Source organism: Pedobacter sp. V48 (assembly GCF_000523515.1).
Taxonomy (GTDB): domain Bacteria; phylum Bacteroidota; class Bacteroidia; order Sphingobacteriales; family Sphingobacteriaceae; genus Pedobacter.
The window spans coordinates 275,790-293,954 of record NZ_AWRU01000001.1 but is presented as its reverse complement, the minus strand read 5'-3'; the positions used below and the strand labels follow the sequence as shown (position 1 = coordinate 293,954).

The 18,165-nt window shown below is 40.0% G+C and carries 17 protein-coding genes; 12 read left to right on the top strand and 5 right to left on the bottom strand.

Annotation, left to right across the window (positions count from 1 at the left end; translation table 11 throughout):
- The first annotated feature begins 2 nt into the window (after positions 1–2).
- From N824_RS01090 to N824_RS01075, 4 genes are all read left to right on the top strand, one after another.
- Positions 3–3,059 (top strand): TonB-dependent receptor, encoded by a 3,057-nt coding sequence (locus tag N824_RS01090; protein WP_048903274.1) that lies wholly within the window; start codon positions 3–5, stop codon positions 3,057–3,059.
- Positions 3,059–4,333 carry a metallophosphoesterase family protein gene (locus tag N824_RS01085; RefSeq protein WP_052334032.1) on the top strand — a complete coding sequence of 425 codons (1,275 nt, stop codon included), beginning with the start codon at positions 3,059–3,061 and terminating at the stop codon, positions 4,331–4,333. The genes N824_RS01090 and N824_RS01085 overlap by 1 nt, the downstream gene beginning before the upstream one ends.
- Positions 4,334–4,911: 578 nt before the next feature.
- Positions 4,912–5,073 carry a hypothetical protein gene (locus N824_RS31120; RefSeq protein WP_161662240.1) on the top strand — a complete coding sequence of 54 codons (162 nt, stop codon included), beginning with the start codon at positions 4,912–4,914 and terminating at the stop codon, positions 5,071–5,073.
- Positions 5,074–5,199: 126 nt separating this feature from the next.
- Entirely contained in the window at positions 5,200–5,442 is a 243-nt protein-coding gene (locus tag N824_RS01075) for a hypothetical protein (RefSeq protein WP_048903271.1), read from the top strand.
- Between the two features lie 278 nt (positions 5,443–5,720).
- On the opposite strand, the gene N824_RS01070 is transcribed toward N824_RS01075, so the two are convergent.
- Together N824_RS01070 and N824_RS01065 are read right to left on the bottom strand one after the other, a co-directional pair.
- On the bottom strand, positions 5,721–6,167 hold the full coding sequence (locus tag N824_RS01070; protein WP_048903270.1) for an SRPBCC domain-containing protein: 447 nt from the start codon (positions 6,165–6,167) through the stop codon (positions 5,721–5,723).
- A gap of 2 nt (positions 6,168–6,169) precedes the next feature.
- The gene (locus N824_RS01065; protein ID WP_048903269.1) at positions 6,170–6,523 is read right to left on the bottom strand and encodes a helix-turn-helix transcriptional regulator; all 354 of its coding nucleotides are present in this window, start codon (positions 6,521–6,523) and stop codon (positions 6,170–6,172) included.
- 109 nt (positions 6,524–6,632) lie between these two features.
- Between N824_RS01065 and N824_RS01060 the strand changes: the two genes are divergently transcribed.
- From N824_RS01060 to N824_RS01045, 4 genes are all read left to right on the top strand, one after another.
- Positions 6,633–7,430, top strand: coding sequence for a helix-turn-helix domain-containing protein (locus N824_RS01060; RefSeq protein WP_048903268.1), 798 nt, complete (start codon positions 6,633–6,635; stop codon positions 7,428–7,430).
- Between the two features lie 72 nt (positions 7,431–7,502).
- Complete coding sequence (locus N824_RS01055) at positions 7,503–7,982, top strand: DUF6265 family protein (protein WP_152541957.1); 480 nt, start codon at positions 7,503–7,505, stop codon at positions 7,980–7,982.
- A 69-nt stretch (positions 7,983–8,051) separates the two neighbouring features.
- Positions 8,052–8,789, top strand: a complete 738-nt coding sequence (locus N824_RS31115; protein ID WP_048903266.1) for a hypothetical protein — start codon at positions 8,052–8,054, stop codon at positions 8,787–8,789.
- Entirely contained in the window at positions 8,717–9,172 is a 456-nt protein-coding gene (locus N824_RS01045) for a thiol-activated cytolysin family protein (protein WP_161662239.1), read from the top strand. Before N824_RS31115 ends, N824_RS01045 begins: the two co-directional genes overlap by 73 nt.
- 21 nt (positions 9,173–9,193) lie before the next feature.
- Here N824_RS01045 and N824_RS01040 read toward each other — a convergent pair whose 3' ends face one another.
- From N824_RS01040 to N824_RS01030, 3 genes are read right to left on the bottom strand one after another with little or no spacing between them, the layout of a single operon-like run.
- Positions 9,194–10,177 carry a transglutaminase family protein gene (locus N824_RS01040; RefSeq protein WP_048903264.1) on the bottom strand — a complete coding sequence of 328 codons (984 nt, stop codon included), beginning with the start codon at positions 10,175–10,177 and terminating at the stop codon, positions 9,194–9,196.
- Positions 10,178–10,182: 5 nt separating this feature from the next.
- Positions 10,183–11,115, bottom strand: a complete 933-nt coding sequence (locus N824_RS01035; protein WP_048903263.1) for an alpha-E domain-containing protein — start codon at positions 11,113–11,115, stop codon at positions 10,183–10,185.
- Positions 11,116–11,144: 29 nt separating this feature from the next.
- Positions 11,145–12,596 carry a circularly permuted type 2 ATP-grasp protein gene (locus N824_RS01030; protein ID WP_048903262.1) on the bottom strand — a complete coding sequence of 484 codons (1,452 nt, stop codon included), beginning with the start codon at positions 12,594–12,596 and terminating at the stop codon, positions 11,145–11,147.
- Between the two features lie 198 nt (positions 12,597–12,794).
- Between N824_RS01030 and N824_RS01025 the strand changes: the two genes are divergently transcribed.
- From N824_RS01025 to N824_RS01010, 4 genes are all read left to right on the top strand, one after another.
- The gene (locus tag N824_RS01025) at positions 12,795–13,637 is read left to right on the top strand and encodes a transglutaminase family protein (protein ID WP_048903261.1); all 843 of its coding nucleotides are present in this window, start codon (positions 12,795–12,797) and stop codon (positions 13,635–13,637) included.
- Positions 13,638–13,712: 75 nt separating this feature from the next.
- Entirely contained in the window at positions 13,713–14,768 is a 1,056-nt protein-coding gene (locus N824_RS01020; RefSeq protein ID WP_048903260.1) for an L-dopachrome tautomerase-related protein, read from the top strand.
- Positions 14,769–14,894: 126 nt separating this feature from the next.
- Complete coding sequence (locus N824_RS01015) at positions 14,895–16,241, top strand: alkaline phosphatase family protein (protein ID WP_048903259.1); 1,347 nt, start codon at positions 14,895–14,897, stop codon at positions 16,239–16,241.
- A gap of 33 nt (positions 16,242–16,274) precedes the next feature.
- Positions 16,275–18,116, top strand: a complete 1,842-nt coding sequence (locus tag N824_RS01010; protein ID WP_048903258.1) for a cytochrome-c peroxidase — start codon at positions 16,275–16,277, stop codon at positions 18,114–18,116.
- Positions 18,117–18,165 lie beyond the last annotated feature (49 nt).

Sequence of the window (18,165 nt, the reverse complement as noted above, 5' to 3'; positions counted from 1 at the left end):
TTATGAAAAAAATTAATGAGGCTAGGCGCCTTATGAAAATAATTATGCATGCATGTTTAGTAATTAGTCTTATTTCAGTGATCTCCATTCAGTTGGTAGCGGCTTCTGCAGTACGTGGTCAAAGCGGACTGGATAAGCGCATTAGTATTAATATGCGTAATGTGGCTTTCACCGATCTGCTTAAGGAAATTGAAAGGAAAACAGGGGTCAGTTTTGTGTATACGAACAAGGAAACTGTCGATACAAAAGTAACTATCCATGATGAGGCCAAAACGGCTAGGATAATATTGACGCCTTTATTGCAAAAAAACAACCTGCGCCTTATTGAAGACGGGACTATGGTTGTACTTAAAAAAGCAGAACTGCAGATCCGAGCTCCAAAGCCCGGTGCGGCAGTAGGCTATGTAAAGGATAAGGTAAGTAACCAGACTTTGCCTTATGCAACAGTGCTTTTGAAAGAAACCAACCAAAAGTACGTTGCCGATGCCAATGGCTATTTTGTAATCAACAACATAAAACCAGGAAAAGCTACACTTTTGGTGAACTATATTGGTTATGTAGCAACATCATTTACTGTAGATATAACCGATGGTGAAACGGCAAAGATGGAACTGAAATTGGAAAGCCAAAGTAACGATATGAAGGGAATTTCAGTAACAGGGATTAGAAGAGGAGAGGCCATAGCATTGAGCAATATGCGTAACGCAGACAACATCAAGTATGTGCTTTCTCAGGAGCAGATTGAGCGCTTTCCCGATGCTACTGTTGGGGAAGCCATGCAACGTGTGCCAGGGATTGCGATGGACTATAGTTATGGCTTGCCAAGAAACATCATCATCAGAGGACTGGATCAGAGTATGGGATCTATCACACTTAATGGAAACAGGCTGCCTTCTACACAAACCAATTCAAGGGATATTGATCTGAATGGTATTTTGTCGTCTACTGTTGAGGCCATAGAAGTCAACAAAACCCTCACTCCCGATATGGATGCTGATGGAACATCTGGTTCAGTGAACATCATTTCTAAGACACCAAAGTCGGGTACTCAGCAAATGCAGGTGAAGGGTTCATTTGGTAATAATTTTCTATTGGGTAAGCAAAACTTTGACGGCTCATTTGATTTTAGTCGCAGAGATACCAAATGGGGTTACCTGGTCGGCGTAAATTATAGCAATACCTACAGAGGGGAAGATCGGGTTCAGAAAGATTATGATACGTACGAGATTGCGGGAGTAGAAAAAATGAAGTTATCTAATCTTGAATTGGAAGGCTCAGACCTGCACCGTGAGAACCTCGGGCTCCAGGCTGAACTAAGCTTCTTTCCTACAGAGAAAATCCAAATCTATGCAAGAACGTCGTACAACAAGTTTTACGAACTACAAACAAGGGGCACAAAAAGCTATAACATTGGGGAATATACAGATGAGAACACAGCTTCAGACATCAGCATAGGCGCTAGTGGTTCGCCCAGAGATTACCATAGAGATTTGTTGAGCTTTTCAGTTGGTACTAAAGCGATTGTCAATGACTGGAGGTTGAATTTAGACCTCACCTATGCTAGTGGTTTATACGATCAGCCGATTTACTATGACGGATATTTTACTTATAGTGGTTTAAATGCAGGCATAGACATCAGCGATCCGCGCGCTCCGCAGTTTGCCTTTACAAATGGCGATGTGAACAATGCGGCCAATTATACCACGTCCTCTTATGTCAACAGGCACCAGATCGCTCATGACAAAGATGGACAAGGATCATTCAATGTGCAGCGGACTTTCAACCTGAGCCAGAAGAATAAACTGATGTTTAAGTTCGGAGGACGTTACAGGTATAAAGAAGATGACCATACCAGAGATTATTTCCAATACACCCTGAAGACAGGTAAGGTATCTATGGATAATTTTTTGTCTGATTATTCCAGAAAAGATTATTTCAATGGCAAGTATGATCTTTCAGGAGCGATTGCCAATGGGTACCTGATGGAAGATTATTATCAGAAAAACCTGTCGCTTTTTGAAAGTGATGAAACTTATATCAGACAAAATACTGATCCGGATTCTTATAGCGGTAAGGAAACCATGGGAGCAGGTTATGTAATGGGTAAATTGACACTGGATAAACTTGACATCATTACCGGACTGAGGTATGAGCGCACGGGGTTTGACTACCGTGGCAACATTGTATCGTTTGACAATCAAGGAAAATACGTAAGTACAAATAAAGTAAACACCAAGTCTGCATTTGAGGGCTTCTTTCCAAGTCTGAACCTGAAGTATGCCATAGATCAGCGTACCAACGTGCGGGCAGCGGTTACCAGATCGCTTTCCCGTCCTGGTTATTATGACCTGGTTCCATGGCAGGAAGTTGAACCCAGAAGAAAGCGAATGAAGAAAGGGAACCCGGATTTGGATCAGGCTACTTCCACCAATGTCGACTTCCTATTTGAACACTACTTGAAATCACTCGGTTTACTATCAGGAGGTATCTTTTATAAGAACATAGAAAATTATATTTATGAAAGTATTTATACACAACAGGGTGGCCAGTTTGATCAGTATCAGGTAACGCAGACTGTGAATGGTGCCAACGCACATGTGTATGGTTATGAAATTGCCTGGCAGCAGCAGCTAACTTTCCTGCCTGGATTTTTAAACGGTTTGGGTATCTATGGAAACTTTACACAGATCCAGTCGAAGTTTAAAGTGCCCGGCATTGTAAGTGAGCGAACCGTACGTTTGCCTTCCATGCGTCCTAAGGTAGGTAACGCTTCTCTGTCTTATGAGAAATATGGTTTTTCAGGCCGCATTTCGTTAAATTTCTATGAAACTTTTATCAGTGAGCTTGCAGAAGAGCAAGCCAATGACCTGATGGAAAAAGGCAGAGTACAGCTAGACTTTTCTGCTTCTCAGCGGATCAACAAGAAGTTTACCATCTTTATGGGTATCAGTAACATCAACAATGCCCAAACCATTCTGGATTACGGCGATGGCAGACCAAATGACCATAAATATTTTTCAACGTGGGCCAACGCAGGCTTTAAATACAACCCTTTTTAATGATGAAAAACATTACCAGAGAAATTATCATGGTCATTATAGCCCTTTTAGGGTTTCAATTGGCTAATGGACAGTCGTTCAAAGCTTCAGCATTTCCAGATCGAATTATCCTGACCTGGTCGGCCGATCCGATGACTACACAGTCAGTTACCTGGCGTACCGACACTACCGTACTTAAAAGCTATGCCCAGGTATTAATGGAAGACAGCTCGCCCGATCTCGGAAAAGACAATTCCGGAGAATTTGTGGCCCTGTCGACCACGCTCCAGGGAGTAGAATATGAAAAAGCAAATTACCACAGCGCGATCATGACTGGTTTAAAACCTGATCAAGTTTATACCTATCGCGTAGGAGATGGTAAGAACTGGAGCGAGTGGTTTCAGTTTCGGACTGCACCGGCAACAGTGAAACCGTTTTCATTCATTTATTTGGGCGATGCTCAGAATGATATCAAGTCAAAATGGTCGAGGGTAATCAGAAGAGCATTTGCCACCCATGGCGATGCACGTTTTATTGTTCATGCAGGCGACTTGATCAATCGCTCCAACAATGATAATGAATGGGGAGAGTGGCATTTTGGTGGTGGTTTCATTAACGGAATGATCCCAAGTATCCCGTCATCTGGAAATCATGAATACTTCAGAGATGAACAAAAGACCCTGACCTTAGATCCACATTGGCGTGCCCAATATACCTTGCCTGAGAATGGACCCAAAGGTTTGGAAGAATCTGTATACTTCATCGATTATGCAAATGTTCGTCTCATCTCATTGAACTCCCAGATGATCGTATTGGATTCCAACTCCATGAAGGCTCAGGCTATATGGCTGGAAGGGGTGTTGAAGAACAATCCTAAACAATGGACGATGATCACCTATCATCATCCAATCTATTCTACAGCAAAAGGTAGGGACAATAAAGAATTCAGAGAGCTGTTTAAGCCGCTGTTTGATAAGTACCATGTAGACATACTGATGCAGGGACATGATCATACCTACAGTCGTGGACAGAATTTACCGACTGGTGTTTCAGGAAAGGTAGGAGGTCCCATGTATGTGGTCTCAGTAGCGGGCCCAAAAATGTACAAAATAGATGTAACACCACGGTGGATGGATGTATTTGCAGAAAATACACAACTGTTCCAAATCATATCTGTTGACCATGATAAACTAATTTACACGGCATATAAGGCTTCTGGAGAAGTCTTTGATTCCTTTAGTCTTAAAAAAACAAATAAAGAGAAGGCTGCATTATTTACAGATTTAAAAAGGTAAAGATATAAAACTGGAAAAAGCAAGCGTTCTTTTGGACTCGTGCTGCTTTGCAGTTTCTTTAACATCAGGCTGGAAATTAAAAGCTGACTAGGCATTTTTAAGCGTCTGGTCAGCTTTTAATTTATTTTTTTACAGTAAAAAGCCGCGACACCCATCGGGCTTTTGAGGCTAACCAAATGACGGGCGAATCCTTACCAAATATTAATAATCATTTTAGCAGGTGTCCTGGCCGCTCCGTTTTTTTCCGTTTACCCGAGCCATAAATCCTGTTCCTTTGTAGTGCTACAGTTTCCCGCGCATAACAAAGATTAGTAAACACCATCACAAAAGGCAAGATGGCACTTGTCCTGGCAATGTTTTTATGCTTTGCAGTTTGCTTGTTTTTCATATTATCTGGCAAAAAAAAATATTCAATATCGTTAGAATTAAGTTTATTTAAGCCATTTTAGTGCATTTCTATTTTTGTTTCCATGCTGGAGATAGTAGCTTGCCTAATTCATAAATGTTTGTAAGTTTTGTGTTAAAGTGTTGATTGTTTGATGATTTGCTCGTAAATTCGGGTAATGAATTCTTGGCTTATGGAAAAGTTAAATGAAAAAAAGCCCCTTGCGAATGGGAAAATGCTCGATTTATTGACACGACTGATTAAGCTAAGAAAAAGAAGTCAGCAAACTAATCAAAAGCTGGATGAGTTGAAGAAGCAGTCCGACGAACTGTTACATTCCGATACTAAAAAATAGAGGGCCTGACTATTTCCAATGCGCATACCCTCTTCGTTTTTTACCATTAAATTTATGTAATCAAAATTGGTGCTGATTACAAAATGACAATCTCAAATTCAAGTTTACTTCATTTAATTTTGGCTTATGAATTATCCCGTATTTATCTTTCACGAATTAATGTTCAGGCTCTCAGAAATCTCTCCGAAAATTGGCACTTATGTTTCCAGTTTTGTTCAGGACAATACTTTTGTGATCCATTCCACTAATGGCAAACTCATTGTGGATGAAGAGACGATGACAATGCAGTATCACGATCCTGCATTGCTGTCGAGGGAATATTTAGACAATCTTATCGACAGGTTTCTTTTTAATGAGAGCGGAAAGTAGTGTTGTTGATTGCCGAAAAATTGGATGAATCTTTGGTATGAATTCAGGTCGGGAAAGTTTTCTGGTCAGGCCTTGGATAATGATAAAACAGGGACTTATGCAACGCTAAGTCACGATAAACCAGAGATAACGAAAGTTCACCCTGCCTTTTTTTAAAAATGCTGTTCATTTCCTATTTAGTTTCTTTAATAGCCACATTGCCATGGTGATCAACGTAGCCATTAAATAAAAAATCTCCTTTGGCTAACCAAAGAAGATGACGATGTTTGCTATAAAACTTATGGCTGCTTGCTATCCTGCTCCAGGTAATTTTTTAGTGACTTTCCAAGTATAAAATTCCAACCTTCAGTAAAGCTGGTGACAGCAAAATTCGGGCTGTCTTTAGGGAAACTGCCAAGCCCTTCATGGGTCAGTTTTAACCGGGTTTTTTGTTCTCCATCCTTAAAAAGTTCCCAGGTGACCACGGAATACCCATCGTTATGTTCAGGGTAAGTCCAGCTGTAACTTAGCTTATTGGGTGGATCCACAAAAATCACTTCGCAAACATGGAGGTATTGCTCCTTTTCATCACCCCCGCTAAATTGGAATTTGAATCCCTTTTCTGCTTTGAATTCTTCAAGTTCAAAGTACCATTCTTTCATCTGGTCCTTATTGGTAATGGCTTTCCATACCTTTTCAATTGGTGCATTATAGCTGCGTTCTACAATTAGTGGTTTTGTTTCCATAATTACTTGTTTTTAAGTGGATTATCTTCTGATGATTTTTCGTTTTCCCCGCGCTCCAGAAAATCGCCAAGGGCATCTAGTTTATGGTTCCAGAATTTCCTGTATCGATTCAGCCATTTGTCGATTTCTTTTAGCTTATGTACATCAGCTCTGCAATAGCGCTCCCGGCCGTCCTGCTTCACCGTTATTAACCCGCACTCTTCCAGAATTTTGATGTGTTTGGATATAGCTGGCCGGGTGATGCTGAAATGTCCTGCAACTGCATTGAGGTTCAAGGATTGATCACTCAGTAAATCAATAATCTCACGCCTGGTGGGGTCGGAGATTGCCTGAAATACATCTCTTCTTAATTCCATATATTCGAAACCATGTGGTTACAAATATATGGGATACCATTTGGTTACGCAAATTTAAAATCAATTTTTTTGGCAATCGTTTATATATTTATATTTCAATTACTATCTCATGAAATTCACCAGGATATCACCTCATCCAAGTTTAGAAAAGTTGATCGAATGCTACTGGATGATGCACAGTGATGATCCTGCGCCACGGGTAGAGAAAATTATTCCCGATGGGTTTACAGAGCTTATTTTTAACTACGGCAGCGTCTACAGGGCCAAAACAAGCGGACCCTGGTATACGCAAACAGCAAACCTGCTGGCTGGGCAGATCAGCAGCAATTTTCACCTGGAGAATACAGCAGAGACCGGCTCTTTTGCCATTAAACTCAAACCCGCGGCGCTTACCCAGCTCTTCGGTCTGAACATGGAATGTTATCTTGATCAGATTGTTGCCCTGGATACCTTTCCTCATCCGGAGCTGGCCGGGTTGAAGGATCGATTTCTTCCTTTTGAAAACGAGCAGATTCTTAAACAGCGTCTGGATGACCATTTTCTCGCGCTTAGTAAATCAGCTACTGAAAATCCTTTAGAGGAAGTGCTGCAGCTTATCTTTGATTCCAACGGTAAGGCAAGTGTTAAGGATCTGTGTCTGGCAGGGAAGAAGAGCGAACGTCAGCTTCAGCGGCTTTTCAAAAAGTACATAGGGCTCCCGCCGAAATATTACGCACGGATCATCCGTTTCAATTATATATTTCAGCTGATCAGGGATAAAAAACGCAGCTGGTCAGATATTGTCTATGAGTCAGGTTATTACGACCAATCTCATTTCATTCGCAACTTTAAAGCTTTTACGGGTGAAGATCCCTCTGCTTATTTTTTTGAAGCGCCAAATATGGCCAACTTCTTTCTCAATAAATGATTTTCTGTAACCATCGTCGGTTTTGTACAATACACAAACATTGCTCAATCGTAATTTTGAAAGAAAAAGATTATGAAAATTCAACGATTCTCTCTCCTTATTTCTGTTATGTTTATTTTCGGCTTCAGTAACATGGTATGCGGACAGGAAAACACGGCTCAAAAATTTAAAAGACTACATTGGCTGATCGGTAAGTGGCAGCGCACAAATTCCAAACCCGGGCAATCAGGGTATGAAAACTGGTCTAAGGTGTCTAATACTAAATTCACAGGAAAGGGTGTGACGCTTAAGGGAAAGGAAATTGTTTTTGTAGAAGAACTGGAGTTAAGCATCAAGGGAGGCGATATCTTTTATACCGTTACTGTTACCGGTGATTCTGGACCTGTTAATTTCAAGCTGACCTCCATCAGCAAAGATGCCTTCGTATGTGAAAACCCCGAACACGACTTTCCTAAAAAGATTGCTTATACCCGGAAAGGTGGAACCGTAAAAGCAATCGTTTCCGGCAACGGGCAGACCCTTGACTATGAATTTATCAGTTCAGCCCCCTAAAAGGAATTGATAGCTATATAATGATATCTTTGCTGTCATCTCTCTATGTAAAACCACTATACGCTTTCTATGATCCGTTATTTCATTCTGCTTTTATTGCTTTCATCTACTTTTATTGCCTGTAAAAAGGCAGAGAAAACTGAATCTCTTGTACCGCCAACCGTTACTCCTCCGGTTACTGAAGAACCTAAGGTGAGTGCTAAGGCTTTTAAAATTGATTCTATAAGATCGGCCGTGAATAAAAACGCCTGGTATGCAGTGGTGTCCGATAGTGTTTGGGCAGATAGCGCTGGCATCTCTTTTAAGGTGCAAACGGCTGAAGATTTTAGGGATGGCGCTTTGTCTTTTCCGGGGTTGGTTAATAACAACATATTTCCAGGAGCCTTACTTCAGGGGGACAGTATGGAGAACTTGCTTTATAAGCCATTTGTGTTCACTGTTTACAAGCAAAATCCGCTGGTTATTTACAGTACCTCACCTAGTTTTGATCCATTTATGACAACGCTCATACCTTCATTGGCGGGCTCAAATGACTTTATTAAAAATTCTTTAAAGGCTAACGGAAAACAAGTAGATGGTTTCACTTATAGCAATGGCACTGAATTCAGGAATTATAGTGAAATTTCGATCACAACCGGCAAGAACTGGGATTTTTCCCAGTTAGTAAAAAAAAAGCTAACGATAAGGGTAATATCAAAAAGAAAACTGGTTTTTTTATTAATTATGAACTGTCATTGTTCAATATTGCGGTTGACTTTCCTGCCAGTGAGCATAGGATTTTTGAGGCTGGTGTTGATCCGGCGTTAATATCAGGTAATCCGGTGTATGTTAGTAATGTAACTTATGGTCGCAGCGCCATCATTGCCATTGAATCTGATGCTTCTTTCCAGCAAATAAAAGCATCTTTCCAGAACGTTCAAAACGGCCAGGGAAGTGTTGAAGATAAAAATTTATTTACTGAGGCTGTTGTTACAGTATACATGCGGGGTTTTAAAGCTGTGGATGTCAGTAACATTGAGGCCGCTAGGGGCTATGATCAGGTTCAGCTGTTCGTTAAGTCCCTAGCGGCCGGAGGAAGCTATTCAAATGCAGATTATGGTGTTCCTATTAATTTCTATGTGAGTAAAATAACCGACAACAGTGATTTGAAGTTTAAGTTCAATTATCGCTTAGATTTTGATGTGCACTGATCTGGTGTTATCTAGTACTTTTCATTGTTGTTGTTGTTGTTGTTGAATTTGCTGCATAAGCTCCAGATTCCGACGGTAGCTATTGCCTTGTGTAGGAATCACAGACACTGCGATTAAGTCATTCTCTTCGGCGAAAGATTCTTGTGTATCTGATGTCCCGTTGTCGTAACCAATAATTACCTGAACGGTAAGCTTATGATTGGATGGACCTTTGTAAACACCTTTTACCGGAGAACAGTCCGTAAAACTTCTGCCTAGCGCCAATCTTACATATGTTTCGTTAGCAATGCAGTTATTTGTCGGGTCTAAACCCAGCCAGCCATAGTCGGGTATGTAAGCTTCTACCCAGGCATGGGTGGCACCTTCTCCGCGAATGCCGTTTTTATTGGGACAAATGTAGCCACTTACATATTTTGCCGGGATTTTAGCCATACGCAACATCTGGCAGAGAATATGTGCGAAGTCCTGACAGACACCTGATTTGATTTGCCAGATTTCATCTATCTGAGTTTGTACTGTTGTTACACCCTGTATGTATTTGAAATGTCCATATACATATTGACAATAGTCCATGGCTACCCGATAGGGCGTTAAATCCGACTGCAGGAATTGTTCTGTGATCTTTTTGAGTTCATCAAGTTCATTAAAAGCTTCCCATTTCAGGTAATCAATATAGGGAACCTGATACCGTAGTTTTTCAAGTTCCATCCACTGCATCTCACTGAACATGGTTTCTGATGGGAGTTCTTTAGCTATGGTGGCCACAGTAAGTTCTGAATAGATTTCTAGCTCTCTGTGTCGCTCGCTATAAGCAAAGAAGCCAATTTTATTGCCATAATAGTCAGTAAATACATCTACTTTCGGATTGCCCGAAATTTTAAGGGTGTGCTTAATTACGCTCTGGAATTGATCTTCAATAGGGTAGAGGATAATGTGGTTTACGCTTTCTCTTACCGGAGATTCGTAAGTGTATTTGGTGATGTGTTTGATTTTAAATTCCGGCATGGTGCTTAGTATATGTTGAAACAAGTTTGATTAAAGGCATTTCCTATGCCATAGAGTTCGGATTTTATTTCCGCGAGGTATAGGTGAAGGTCTCCTTTTTTTAAACCCTTTATAGAACTGTATTTTACTTTGCTTTGGAGCCTGCCAATAAGGAAAGCAAGATTTCCTGCGGTAATGTGCCCGTCGCCTTTTAATCTTTCAAAATATTTGAACAGTTGATTGATACAATAGATAACAGACCTCGGAAATTCATTGTTCAGTACAACCTGGTCAAGTACGTTTTCGGCTTCAAAACCCTGTCTATAGGTTTTTAGGTACAGTTCGTATCCGCCTATAGAAAACAAAAGGTGTTTCCAGTAGTTGGTGTTTGTCAGTAAGTCCGGGTTGTGGTCTACCGATCCAAATTTAATGTCCAATATATTTACCGATTGAATACTGCGCTCCAGGTATTTCCCGATGCGCATAAAGCTACTTCCTTCGTTCCTTGCCATGGTGATTTCTGTAATGCCATAAAACAGCATTCCTTGTTTAATCAGAATGTCTAATACGGATATCGGGTCGTCTTTTTTCAACATGGCGTTTAGTTTAGGGTCCTTTACTGTATGGTAATATTCATTTAGACACTGCCATACGTCTTTGGTAATGTGGTCTTGCACGCTTCTTGCATTTTCCCGTACTTGTGTGATGATGTTGAGGATAGAGTTGGGGTTCTCCTTGTCAATCACCATGTATTGTAGTACAGTACGACTGTTAAATTCCATGGCCTCCAGTCTTTCGTCATTCCGGTCGCAAAATAAGTGCATAACCGGACTCCATGAAAACTCTGAGATCGCATCTTGCGAGGAAGCGTAATTTATTTTAAGCATGCGTAGCATGCCATCTGTTCTTTCGATATAACGGCTCAGCCAGTATAGGCTTTCAGCAACCCTGCTTAACATAGTGATTCTGTGTTTAATCTTATTGTTGTTTATTTAGAAAGTACCCAGGTGTCTTTACTGCCGCCTCCCTGAGAGCTGTTTACAACCAGTGAGCCTTCTTTAAGTGCTACTCTTGTTAATCCTCCGGGAATAATGTCTATCCCATTAGGGCCGCAAAGTGCAAACGGACGAAAATCGACCCTTCTGGGTTGTAATTTACCTTGCATGTAACATGGTGAGGATGATAAGCTGATGGTAGGCTGTGCAATAAATTGTCGTGGATCTTTCAGTATTTCCAACTTGTATGCTTCAATTTCTTCTTCCGTTGAAGCGTGTCCCATTAACATGCCATAACCCCCGCTGCCATTGGTTTGCTTAACTACCATCCGGGAAATATTTTCGAATACGTAGGCCCGCTCACTTGCGTTTCCTAATTGGTAAGTTGGTACATTTTTAAGTAAGGGTTCTTCATTCAAGTAGTATTTTATCATGTCTGGCACATAGACGTATACAGCTTTGTCGTCGGCTACACCATTTCCTACCGCATTTACAATGGTTACATTTCCTTTTCTGTAAGCATTCATTAACCCGGCAACACCAAGTAGGCTGGTTGGATTAAAGGCTAGCGGATCAAGGTAGTCATCATCTACTCTCCGGTAAATCACATTCACTTGCTGCAGTCCTGCGGTAGTTTTCATATACACCTTATGGTCTTCGACAATTAAATCAGGTCCCTCCACCAGCTCAATTCCCATTAAACGGGCCAGTGTGGTATGTTCGAAATACGCTGAGTTGAAACTACCCGGACTTAACAAAACTATTGTAGGATCGGCAACGTCATGTGGTGCAAGTGAAAGCAGGTTGTTGTAGAGGACAGTAGGGTATTCAATCACACTTCTTACTTTGCATTGAGGTAAAAGATCGGGGAATAGACGTTTGGTAATTTCCCTGTTTTCCAGCATGTAGCTAACTCCCGAAGGAGTGCGGACATTATCTTCAAGGATATAATAAGTGCCGTCGTTGTCCCTGATTAGGTCAATCCCCGCAATGTGTATGTAGATGTCGTGAGGGACTTTCACGTTGACCATCTCTCGTAAAAAATGTGGACAAGAGTAAATTACATCGATCGGAACAATTCCGTCTTTGATGATAAACTGGTCGCTGTAAACATCTTTCAGAAAGAGGTTCAGCGCGGTAACTCGCTGCTTAATTCCTTTTTCTATAAAAGCCCATTCCTCAGCAGTAATAATTCTGGGGATGATATCGAAAGGGAAGATCTTTTCTACGCCTTCGCCGCTATTGTATACGGTAAAGGTGATGCCCTGGCTCATGAAAAGTGCTTTAGATAGTTCTTCTTTTTTGTTGAGCTCTTCGGTCGACTCAAGATCGAGGTAGTTCATAACAGTTTTGTACTCTTCTCTTACCGTTTCTGAGTCATTAAACATTTCATCCCAGGTGTTTTTGGGTAGATCGTATGATTTTGTGTAGCTTTTTGTTTCCATATTCGATCATTTTATGTTAAAATCTTCTGAAATATAGTTATATCTTTATTTAAATTGATTTTTAAATCAAATAAAATGTTATTTTACTTTATTTATTAAATTTTTTGTGTGTTGAAATTGATTTTTTTTATCTTTTTATGTTTCTTTTTGATTTAAAATTGATTTGAGTCTATTTTTTATTTTGTATTTTAAATATTTATGAAGTTAGAGGTTTCTGTTAGGGTAGTTTACGAGGTAATTTCGTCTTCAACATTGATTTTGAATGTACAGCCCGTTAAATCTGCAGGCCAGTTTCTTGTAGAAGAACATATGGAACTGAATCAGCAACTGAAAATGAGAGAGCTGTTTTCTATTTCCGGTGAAAAGAGATTCAAAATCATAGAAATTCCTGATGCAGGGAACTTAATGATTCATTATCGGGCATTAGTAGAAACAGAGGTCCGTGCGGTTGATGCAGAACATTTGGATGATATACCCATTGGCAACATGCCGGTTAGCGCTTTGTCGTATTTAAATCCCAGCAGGTACTGTCAATCCGACAAGTTATATAAGTTCGCATTTCACAAATTTGGGCATATCGATCATGCTTTTTATAAGGTTATGGCTATCCGTGATTGGATTTATACTAACGTAGAATACAGCGGAGGCTATACAAATGCCCAAACATCTTCATATGATACAATTACAGAGCAAATAGGGGTGTGTCGTGATTTTGCACATTTAGGTATTGCTTTGTGCAGGGCGTTAACCATCCCGGCAAGATATTACACCGGTTATGCATATCAATTGCAGCCTGCAGATTTCCATGCCTGTTTTGAGGCTTATATTGGTGGTTATTGGATTATCGTAGATGCAACCAAACTTGTTCCGTTAAATGGATTAGTTAAGATTGCTACCGGAGTTGATGCTACCGATACCGCATTTGCCAGTATATTCGGGAATTTGCAGTTTGTAAGTTTGGACGTTACCGCAAATTTAATTGATACTGAGTTTCGTTACATAGATCAGTATACTGCCGAACAAGGGTATACTTATATGTAATAGCGCTTTGATGAGGTCCTATTTCAATATGTTAAGAATTACGTAATTTAGAAGATATTGAATAATCCCTTCAAGATGAAAGTAATTTTATGCTTAATTGTAATTAGCATGGCTTTAAACGTGCAAGCTCAATCTTATCATTCAGATAAATTGGAAGTAGCAGCTGAGTTTGGTCAGTCACAGCCTATCGGTGTTAGCGTTTCCTCCACCAACAGAGTCTTCGTTTCATTTCCCAAAAGGGAACCCTACCAGTATGGATTAATTGAGATTGTAAATGGAAAGTATGTTGCCTATCCCGATGAGCGCTGGAATCGGAAAGAGGGAAAGGAAACAGAAACCTTTTTAAATGTTCAGGACATTTACATAGATACGAAAGACCAACTGTGGGTATTGGACCCTAAACCTGATGAGCATAAATTTAAATTGGTACAGATAGACCTTAAAAGTAATCAGGTGAAAAGAGTCTATCAGTTTGACGACCTCGCAAAAGATAAATCAGCATTAAATGATGTTAGAGTCGATACAGATAAACAACTGGCTTATCTTTCAGATCCCGGCCAGGCTGCAATTGTGATATTAGATCTTAAAAGCGGTAAAACAAGGCTGGCACTTCAAAATAAGCCTCAAACATTAGCCGTTCCTGGATTTAGTTTATCTTACGGGGGGAAGATAATGGCAGACAAAAATGGCAATATCTTTAAATCTAATGTAAATGGGATTGCAATAACCAAGGACAATAAGTTCTTTTATTTCAGACCAATCAACAGCATGCATCTTTATCGTGTAGAAACAAAACATCTTGCAGATGCAAAATTAACAGCTGATGAATTGGCTAAATATGTTCAGGATTTAGGCGAAACAGGAGTTTGCCATGGTATGGAAGCCGATATAGCTGGCAACATATATCTCACGTCTTCTACAGATTATAGCATAAAATATTTTACCACAAATGGTGAACTTATCACACTGGTACAGGATAGCAGGTTAATATGGCCAGATTCTTTAGGAATTGGCAGCGACGGGTATTTATATTTCTCTTGTGCTCAGATGAACCGTTTGCCCCAATGGAATGATGGTATGAATAAGACAAGCTATCCTTATCGCATTTATCGGGTCAAACTTCCAAAATAACCTAAGCTATTGTAAGCAATAAATTACAAACAATCCTATCCTGTTTTAGTCTGATGATTTTTCAACAAAATATAATATCATATGTTTGTAACATAACTTTTAATCGAATCTAAAAAAGAAAACGGAATGTATTTACAGCGATTTTTTTATCTGTTTCTTATCATTTTGATGATCAGTAGTTGTGGGATCAGCAAAAAAGCGAAACATCAGGAAACCTCATTTGATAATGACATCAAGCAGATTAAGCACGTGGTGGTTATCTATATGGAAAACCATAGTTTCGATAATCTTTACGGGGAATTCAAAGGAGCAAATGGTATTGAAAATGCCAAAAGAGGAAATTTTGTACAGGTAGACAAAGATGGAAAACCTTATAAGTACCTTCCTGAGATTCCGAGAAACAACTCTTTCCCGACCAACCTGCCAAATGAGCTTTTTAATATAGACCAATACGTTCCGTCTGACAAGACAACGCCTGATGTTACTCACCGTTTTTTTCACAATCAGTTGCAAATTAACGGAGGAAAGATGGATAAGTTTGCGGTATATAATGACTCCAAAGGACTAGCGATGGGTTATTATAACACGGAAAAATTACCTCTTTATCCGATGGCTCAAAAATACACACTGTGTGATAATTTTTTTCAGAGTGTTTATGGCGGCTCTTATTTTAACCACGTTTATATGATTTCTGCGGCTGTGCCGGTTTGGCCGGATGCCCCTAAATCAATGATCGCAAAAGTTGATGCTGATGGTAAAATGATAGACGATGGCATAGTTACTCCCGATGGGTATGTTGTAAATCATGTTCTTTCACGAAACAAGCCTTACCCTCCTAAATCGGATACTTCCAAATTATTGCCATCTCAGACGATGCCGACTATTGGCGACAAACTGAGCGAAAAAAATATATCATGGGCATGGTATTCTGAGGGCTGGGACGATGCAGTGGCAGGAAAGAAGAATAATTTTGCCTATAATCATGAACCGTTCCTATATTTTGCCCAATATGAAGAGGGGACAGAAGGCCGAAAACACATGAAGGACCAAAATGATTTCATTAAAGCAGCGAAAGAAGGTGCCCTTCCCAGCGTCTCCTTTGTGAAACCAGGCGGAGGAAATGACGAACACCCGGGTGGTTCTGCTGTATATTCTTCAGAACAACTGGCAGTAAACCTGATCAATGCAGTATTGGAGGGGCCTAATGCAAAAGATGCATTGGTTATTCTGACCTATGACGAGTTTGGTGGCTTTTTTGATCATGTAACCCCACCAATTATAGACAGATGGGGCCCTGGTAGTCGTATCCCCGCAATTATTATAGGGCCATTTGCCAAAAAGGGTATTGTAGATCACACACAATATGAAACCGTAAGCATTCTTTCTTTTATAGAGCATAGATGGGGAATAGAACCATTGGCTGAAAGAGATAAAAATGCGAACCCGTTCCGGAATGCGTTGGTATTTAAATAAGTTACTGTTAATCAGGAGGAGGAGGGATATGTTATGTATAAGAAGATTGGAATAGTAGCAATTCTGTTTACAGTGCTACTTATTGTAAGCTTTACCTCCGTTAATTCGAATAAAACAGAACAAATACCAGCCAGCGCGCGTGAACGAAAAATTCAAAAAGAAGTTTTAAGTCAGATCGTATCCTTCCAGGAGTATGTAAAAGATACCTTATTTATTGAGGTCAGTAAAGAAAAGGTTGACGCACACCGTGTTCAGCAAGCCTTTTTAAAATCAAGATTACTGTTCAAAAAGTTTGAATGGGCGGCAGAGTATTTTACTGCCGACCTAACTAAGAGGTTAAATGGTCCTCCTGTACAAGAGATCGAAAATGCAGATTTACTAGATCCTTCTTTAGCCCGTGCTGTTGATCCAATGGGACTCCAGGTGATAGAACAGTTTATCTATCCGAAGTACGATTCAGCCGGCAAAAAAGTGCTGATTAGCGAAGTCAGACATTTAATAACAAATACGGACTATCTGATTTCTTATTTTACTGATCATCAGTTTGCGGATTGGCGAATATTGGATGCAGCCAAGTTAGAGGTATTCAGGATAATCGTTTTGGGAATTACCGGATTTGACAATTCTCTTTCTTTGAACAGTATGAAAGAATCGTCCGAATCCCTAAAAAGTCTGCGGGATATCCTTTATTTATATATCAGCAAAAAGGAAAAAACGACTTTATTGCAGGATCTGAATGGCTCAATAGCATATCTTAATCATAACCCTGATTTTGATTCGTTCGACAGAGCTACATTTATTACAAGCTTTGGGAACGAGATCAGCGCCGGGATAGCACAGTTGGAGCAGAATTTACCGGGCGATAAAATTAAATATAACCGGATGCTTAGGCAGCAGGTAAGGACATTATTTGATTCGGATGCGTTTAATGTAGATGCATTTTCACCAGGCCCTGAATATCGCATAACAGGTGCTAAAGTGGGGTTAGGGAAAAGACTTTTTTATGATCCGTTGTTATCCGGCACCGGCACAAGAAGCTGTGCCTCATGTCACAACCCTGATTTAGCATTTACAGACGGAATGGCTAAGCATACAGATGTTCATGTTCCTTCAAAACTGCTGACAAGGAATGTACCCACGTTATTCAACGCGGCTTTACAATCAAATTATTTCTATGATATGAGGGCGCTAACGTTGGAGGATCAGGTGCATGATGTAATCAGTAGTAAACAGGAGATGGATGGCTCAATGGATGCGATCTTAAAATATGTTTCTGCAGATAAATCATATCATTCGTTATTCGTAACGGCTTTTTCTGAAAAGACCGGAAAAGGAATCAGTTCAGACCAAGTGACAAATGCCCTTGCCTGCTATATTCGCAGCTTAACAAAACTAAATAGCCGGTTTGATAAATATATGCTTGGTAATAGAGATGCTCTGTCAAAGCCGGAATTGAAAGGTTTTAATTTATTTATGGGAAAAGCGAAATGTGCCACCTGTCATTTCGTTCCTTTATTTAATGGAGTTACTCCTCCAAAGTATGTAGAAAGCGAAACGGAAGTGCTGGGCGTTCCCGTATCCCTTGCGGATTCTACGCTCGACTCGGATTTGGGTTATTATAACGTGATCGGTGTTGATTCCTATAAAAATGCTTTTAAGGTTCCTACTATTCGGAATATCAATAAAACTGCGCCTTATATGCATAATGGAGTATATAAGACTTTAGATCAGGTAATGGAATTTTATAATAATGGGGGAGGCGCAGGCTTAGGAATAAATCTTTCTAATCAAACGCTTTCCGAAGAAAATCTTCATCTCACTGAAAAAGAAAAAGAGGATATCATTGCCTTTATGGGGAGTCTGGAAAGTAAGTAAGATCGCTTTTGGCTGTCTAAAATAGTCCATCGTATTTGCAAAATACTCT

Excerpts from the sequence above, each read along its gene's own strand:
- N824_RS01090 (WP_048903274.1), top strand. The coding sequence starts at position 3 with ATGAAAAAAATTAATGAGGCTAGGCGCCTTATGAAAATAATTATGCAT.
- N824_RS01085 (WP_052334032.1), top strand. The coding sequence starts at position 3,059 with ATGATGAAAAACATTACCAGAGAAATTATCATGGTCATTATAGCCCTT.
- N824_RS31120 (WP_161662240.1), top strand. The coding sequence starts at position 4,912 with ATGGAAAAGTTAAATGAAAAAAAGCCCCTTGCGAATGGGAAAATGCTC.
- N824_RS01075 (WP_048903271.1), top strand. The coding sequence starts at position 5,200 with ATGAATTATCCCGTATTTATCTTTCACGAATTAATGTTCAGGCTCTCA.
- N824_RS01070 (WP_048903270.1), bottom strand. The coding sequence starts at position 6,167 with ATGGAAACAAAACCACTAATTGTAGAACGCAGCTATAATGCACCAATT.
- N824_RS01065 (WP_048903269.1), bottom strand. The coding sequence starts at position 6,523 with ATGGAATTAAGAAGAGATGTATTTCAGGCAATCTCCGACCCCACCAGG.
- N824_RS01060 (WP_048903268.1), top strand. The coding sequence starts at position 6,633 with ATGAAATTCACCAGGATATCACCTCATCCAAGTTTAGAAAAGTTGATC.
- N824_RS01055 (WP_152541957.1), top strand. The coding sequence starts at position 7,503 with ATGAAAATTCAACGATTCTCTCTCCTTATTTCTGTTATGTTTATTTTC.
- N824_RS31115 (WP_048903266.1), top strand. The coding sequence starts at position 8,052 with ATGATCCGTTATTTCATTCTGCTTTTATTGCTTTCATCTACTTTTATT.
- N824_RS01040 (WP_048903264.1), bottom strand. The coding sequence starts at position 10,177 with ATGCCGGAATTTAAAATCAAACACATCACCAAATACACTTACGAATCT.
- N824_RS01035 (WP_048903263.1), bottom strand. The coding sequence starts at position 11,115 with ATGTTAAGCAGGGTTGCTGAAAGCCTATACTGGCTGAGCCGTTATATC.
- N824_RS01030 (WP_048903262.1), bottom strand. The coding sequence starts at position 12,596 with ATGGAAACAAAAAGCTACACAAAATCATACGATCTACCCAAAAACACC.
- N824_RS01025 (WP_048903261.1), top strand. The coding sequence starts at position 12,795 with ATGAAGTTAGAGGTTTCTGTTAGGGTAGTTTACGAGGTAATTTCGTCT.
- N824_RS01020 (WP_048903260.1), top strand. The coding sequence starts at position 13,713 with ATGAAAGTAATTTTATGCTTAATTGTAATTAGCATGGCTTTAAACGTG.
- N824_RS01015 (WP_048903259.1), top strand. The coding sequence starts at position 14,895 with ATGTATTTACAGCGATTTTTTTATCTGTTTCTTATCATTTTGATGATC.
- N824_RS01010 (WP_048903258.1), top strand. The coding sequence starts at position 16,275 with ATGTATAAGAAGATTGGAATAGTAGCAATTCTGTTTACAGTGCTACTT.